General features: G+C 73.9%; 3 protein-coding genes and 1 pseudogene. All 4 read left to right on the top strand.

The window, feature by feature from the left end; genetic code table 11:
• Positions 1-555: pseudogene (locus GT354_RS05345) on the top strand (hypothetical protein); the annotation flags it as partial.
• Positions 556-598: 43 nt separating this feature from the next.
• A complete protein-coding gene (locus GT354_RS05340; protein WP_161355011.1) occupies positions 599-2764 on the top strand; it encodes a hypothetical protein in 2166 nt (721 codons plus the stop codon).
• Between the two features lies 1 nt (position 2765).
• Complete coding sequence (locus GT354_RS05335) at positions 2766-4730, top strand: hypothetical protein (RefSeq protein ID WP_161355010.1); 1965 nt, start codon at positions 2766-2768, stop codon at positions 4728-4730.
• Between the two features lie 32 nt (positions 4731-4762).
• The coding region (locus GT354_RS05330) for a hypothetical protein (protein WP_161355009.1) at positions 4763-5824 on the top strand (1062 nt) is incomplete at its 3' end.

Raw genomic sequence — 5824 nt, 5'->3', positions numbered from 1 at the left:
GCGGGCGAACCGCGCGGCGGCCTGGGCGCGTCGCAGTGGGCCGCCCCCGGGCCGTTGCAGGGCCCCGGCCCCGCCGACCCGCGCGACGACGTCTGGTCGGCCGCACAGGTCGCCTATCACGTCACCACCGGCCGACCGGTCCGCCAGGGCCGCGCCCCGGTCGGCCTGGAGACCCAGGGCCTGCTGATCGACCTGCTGCGGGGGGTGTTCGAACCGGACGCGCGCCGCCGCCCCGGGGCGGTACAGGTGCTGGAACGCCTCGCCGAACCCGACCCGTGGGTGGGCGGTCGTGCGCAGTACGACCCGCTCGCCGAGGGCCGCCGCCGCTACGGCCAGGTGCTGGAGCAAAAACGGCAGCGCATGCCGCTCGCCGGCCAACCCCCGGCGCAACCGGCCGGCCCTCCGCCGTCGGCGCAACCGACGCCGCCGTACGACCCGCCCGCCACCGGCACCACGCCGGTGCCCCCGCCCAGACCCCCGGACCCGCCGACCGCCCGACCGTCGACGAACACCGACCGCCGACGTTGGCACTGGGGAAGGAACGACTCGTCGTGAACGCAACGCCACAAGCCCCGTCCGTGGTGGGGGAGCCGAGCTGATGCTCCATCAGATCGTTTATCGCTGGGACCCCGACGGCCTGCTCGGCCGGCGCGGCATCGTGCCCGTGGCCACGTCGCTCGGTCGCGAGGAACTCTTCGGCTGGCACACCCGCACCGCACTGGCCGACGCGGTCACGATGGACTACGGCGACCCCGCGTGCCCGCCGTTCAGCGTGTGCCTGCTCGACACACCGCTGGGCACCGCGCTGATCCGCCGCGAATTCAGCGCGGACGCCCGCCGGCAGCGGCTCAACAACTCCGCGCACGTCCTGGTCGGCCCGCGCGACGGCGTCGCGCCGTTCGACGCGATCGCATGGGCGGCGCTCGGTCGCCGAGGCCCCGGCGCGCTCGACCTGGAGAACGTCGCTCCGGGCTACGACCTCAAGCCGCTCACCGACCGGCACCTGGCCGAGGCGTTCGACCTCGCCGCCGGCGGCCTGCACGAACGCGCGCGCCGGCTCGGCGAACCGCTGGAGGTGCTGGCCGCCGCCGTGCTGCGCGCGCCGCGGGCGCGGATGTCGGTGACGCTGCCCGCGGTCGAGGAGGCCACGGCCCTGCTGTGGGGCCTGCAACACCTGCTCACCGCGCTGCTCCCGGGCCCGTGGACGTTCTCCACGTTCGAGATCGACGACGCGCACGCCGACCCCAAGAGCGCGCCGCGGTTCGTGGTCCTGCCGCGCCCGCCCGGGGCCCGCTCCGACAACCGGGTCCGGGTGGACGCCACCGGCCGCGGCGAACCACACGACACCCACCGCGAGTTGGCCCGGCGCCTGGCCCGCTACTACGTCGACGAGGGCTGGGCCGGTTTCCACCGCCTGCTCAACGTGCCGACCGAACTGCACACCCTGCCCGAGAACGCCCGGGTGGCCGCGCTGCGCACCCGCCTGGACGGACTCGCCGCCGCGTCGAACCCGCGCGCCACGCAACCGGCGCGCACCCCCGGTTCGGCCCCCACCGCACAGGCCACGCGTCAACCGGGCCCGCCGGCACCGTCGAACGTGCCCAAACCCGCCGGGCGCCCCCGCGAGACCGGCACGGGGCCCACCGGGAGCACACCGCCGAATACGCCCGCCGCCGACCCGAATCGACCCGAAGTGCGCTGTCCCTACTGCCTGGACCGGGTCCGCTGGAACGAGCACGAACTGTACGAGCGCGACGCGCGCCAGCGGTTCGAGCGGGTGGACCTGAGCAACATCACCGACCCGCTCAAGCGCCACGACCGCCTGCGCTCGACGTTCATGCGCTGCCCCAACCCCAGCGGCGACGAGAAGCGCGAGCACTACCTGCCGACCAACTACATGATCCACGAACCGCCGCTGGTGATCGGCCTGATCGGGGACGGCCTGTCCGGCAAGACCCACCTGCTCGCCGCGATGATCGGCGAGATCGAGGCCGGCGGCCTGCGCGCGTACGGCGTCAACCACACCGCCGTGGACATCGACCAGCACCAGTCCTACCGCTCGACCCGGGTCGAGCCGCTCCAACACGGTCAGATGCTCGCCACCACGGTCTCCAGCGAGGGCAACCTCGTCCAGTTCGCCGACGCGCTGCTGTTGCGCGTGGGCGGCCGGACCCGGCCCATCGCGTTCTTCGACGTCAGTGGCGAGGACCTGGCCAGGGGCGGTCGCGAGATGCAATTCCTCGCCGCGGCGGACGCTTTCGTGTTCGTCGTGGACCCCGTGGTCGCGATCGACCTGCCGGAACTGCGCCGGTTCGCCGCGCACGACGAGGACCTGCGGCTCGCGCGCGGCGGCGACCGTACGTTCACCGCCGTGATGAACCGCCTGCCGCGCGAGAAGGCGCTGCTCCACCAGCCGGTCGCGGTCGCGGTCACCAAGTCCGACCTGATCCGGTTCGAACCGCCCGTGGACGCGTGGCTGGGCTCGCACCCCCCGGTACCGGGTGTGGTGGACCCGGTGCGCGCGGACGCGGAGAGCCGCGACGTGTACTCGTTCCTGCACGCCCACGACGCGCACGCGTGGCTGGGCCCCTACGAGGAGTTCCGGCGCTGCACGATGCACTTCGTGTCCGCCACCGGGGCGCGCGACCGGGACGGCCGGTTCCCCGGCGGGATCAGACCGCGACGGGTTCTCGAACCCATCGTGTCGATCCTCGCGATGTGCGACATGCTCGATCAGGCCGGCGTCGAGCGGGTGGGGGTGTGACATGGCGGCAGACCACGTGGGCTCGGAACCCACCCTCGACCAGACCGTGTACCGCTGGAGTTGGGAGCACCTGCTCGGCCGCAAGGGCATGGGACCGGTCGCGACCTCGCTCGACGGCGAGGAACTACGCGGCTGGGACGGTGAGTTGGACCACCACGTCTCGATGGACCGATCGCACCCCGAGTGCCCGACGTGGAGCATGGGTCGGGTCCGCTTCAAGGACCGCTACGCACTCCTGCTGCGCGAGGCCGCGATACACGGCACCAACCGCCCCGGCACCGACACCCACGTCCTGCTCGACCCCGGGCGCACCGTCGAGCCGCACACGATGCTCGCGATGGTGTGGCTGCACGGCAACCGCGGCGGTGGCCTGACCGGGACCGGGGAGGCCCTGGCGGAGGTGCCCGAGGGCACCAGGCTGCCCGCGGTGGCGATTCGCCCCGACGCCTACGACCGCGACATCCGCGACTGGATCCGGCAGGACGCGCGGCGCCGGTTCGACCTCGTGGAGGTCGTGCTCGCGGCGGTGCTGCGGGACCCGCGCAAGACGTACGCGCTGCGGGTGGCCGACGTCGGCGACGACTTCGTACCGGTGCTGTGGGGCGTGTTCGACCTCGCGATGGCGATCGCGCCCGGCTTTTGGACGTTCTCGACGTTCGAGACCAACGACGGCCCGGTCAAGCCGAGGTTCGTCCTGGTCCCGGAATGGCCGACCACACAGCCCCCCCAGGACCGACTGCGGATCGCGCCCGAACTGGAACCGCTGCCCGAGGACGACGTCTTCGCCGCGGCCGCCGCGACGCTGGTGAACCTGTACCGCACCCGCCCGTGGTCGGAGGTGGGCGCCACCCTCGCGAAACTGCGCACCGCGACGGCTCGGCAATCGCCCCGGGAGTGCGCCGACCTGGTGATCGAGCTGGAACCCGACTACACCCGACACCTGCCGGCGGTGTCGGCGCCGCCGCCCCGGGTGGGGGACCGCGCGCCCGACCACGCGGACGACGGGTGGCAGCTCCCCGGGCCGGCGTTTCGGCCGGTGATTCCGGCGGGCGGGCCACCGGCGTGGCCGGTCGGGTCGGCGAGGGGCGCGGACGACGACGCGGACGACCGGCCGGGCGGGGACTCGCGCCGGCGCGACCCGTTCCCGCCGATCCGACCCGATGCGCCACCGCCGGAGACGCCCTACCACGTGCCACCGGACGCGGGGTACACACAGTCGCCACAGGCGCCGTACGCATCGCCGGCACAGGCGCCGTACCCCTGGCCGCCACAGGCCGGCCTCGACTCCACACCCGACTCCACACCCCACCCGGCGCCCGACCTCCCGCCGTCGCCGCGCCCCGACGTCGACACCCCCGGCCGACCCCGGTTCGAGCTGCCCGGATGGCCCGTGTGGGAGGGCTGGGGGGCGACCCCCGACGGCTTCGACGCGTTGTTCCGGGCGGCCGGCGCGCTGGAGCGGGCCGGCGGCCGGGAGAGCGCCGACTTTCGCGACGAACTGGAGAAGGCCGACCTGGCGTCGCTCGTGGTCGCCCTGCGACTGGTCGACCGGCCGCTCCTGCGCCACGTCGTGCTGCGCCTGGACGCCCTGCTGCGCCGGGACAAGGAGGACAACCGCCGCCCGGACCGACACGTACGCCCCGTCGTCGCCGGCGCGGTGATCCGATTGCACGAGAACATCGACGCGATCCACCGCTGCGGCGCCCCTCCCGAGGTCACCCACGGCGTCGTGTGGCTGCTCGCCCGCCTGGTGGTCGGGGCGGGCAAGGTGTCCACGCTCGGCGAGGCCCTGGCCGCCACGGTGTGGGAACTGGACCGGCTCGACTGGGACACCACCGCCTATCAGCGGGCGCTCGTCTACGCCCTCTGGTCCTCCCGTTACCGTGACCCCTTCCTCCAGGAGCACGGCCGACTGTCCATGGAGGCCCGCAACCTGGTGCCTCGAAGGGGAGACCCGCAACGATGACGGTATGGACGGCTCAGCCGGAAGGAAACGACATGGCGGTGGACGCCGGCGTGACGGGATTTCGGCAGATCGTCTACCGCCGCCAGGACGACAGTCTGCTCGGCGGTCGCGGCCTGGGACCGATCGCGGCGTCGGTGTCGAGGGACGAACTCACCGGCTGGCACGAAGAGCTGCGCGAGCACGTCGCAGTGGACGCGGACGATCGCGGCGCCCCGGTGACCAGCGTCGCGCTCGTGCACACCGGGCGCGGCGCGGCGGTGATCCGGCGCGAGTACGTCGTCGAGGGCAACAACGCGCGCGTCCTGCTCGACCCCGGACGCGACCTCGGCCCGCACGCCGCTCTCGTGCTGACCCAGGACCCGGTGTGGGCGCGCGAGCCTGCCCTGGAGGACGTCCCGCGCGGCTACGGTCTCGCGCCGCTGCCACCGGACTTCATCGCCGACGCCCTCGACGCGCACGCGGAACTGCTGCGCGACCGGGCCAGGGAACAGGCGTATCTCCTGGAGGTCGCGGTCGCGGCGGTGCTGCGCCACCCCGGGCGGTTCTTCTCGTTTCGGCAGGTCGACGTCGGGATCGACCCGGTGCCGATGCTGTGGGGCCTGTCCGATCTGTTGCTGTGGTTGGTCCCGGTGTCGTTCACGTTCTCCACCTTCGAGACGCGCGACCACTCGGGCAAGCCGCGCTTCGTGGTGCTGCCGCGCCGACCGCGCGAGCCGGACCCGTGGGCGGGGCGCTACCGCCTGGTCGTCGGCGAGGAGCCCAAGGCCGGTTCCGACGTCCACGCGCACGCGGCGGCGCTCCTGGTCAGCCGCTACACCGACACCGACTGGGCGGGCATCCACCACCTCCTGGAGGGCATGCGCGACCTGCGCCGGCTGCCGCACGATCGGGCCGAGGAACGGTCGCGGGAGATCTGTACGCGGCTGGGCCGGTGGACGGCGAAACCGGTCGTGGCGGCGGCCCGCGTGGCGCGGGTGTCCAAGGCCGAGGAAGAGGAACCGGCCTTCCCGCACACCCCCCGCGCGCGGGGGGTCGAGACGCCGGCCGGGCCGGTCGCGCCGACCGGGCCCGCGCAGCCGGTCGAGCCGGCGGAG

The organism is Streptomyces sp. SID3343, from assembly GCF_009865215.1.
GTDB lineage: Bacteria > Actinomycetota > Actinomycetes > Streptomycetales > Streptomycetaceae > Embleya.
This window is presented reverse-complemented; position numbering and strand designations above follow the sequence as displayed.

What these genes read in the sequence shown, in the direction of transcription:
- GT354_RS05340 (WP_161355011.1), top strand. Translation starts at nt 599, where the DNA reads ATGCTCCATCAGATCGTTTATCGCTGGGACCCCGACGGCCTGCTCGGC.
- GT354_RS05335 (WP_161355010.1), top strand. Translation starts at nt 2,766, where the DNA reads ATGGCGGCAGACCACGTGGGCTCGGAACCCACCCTCGACCAGACCGTG.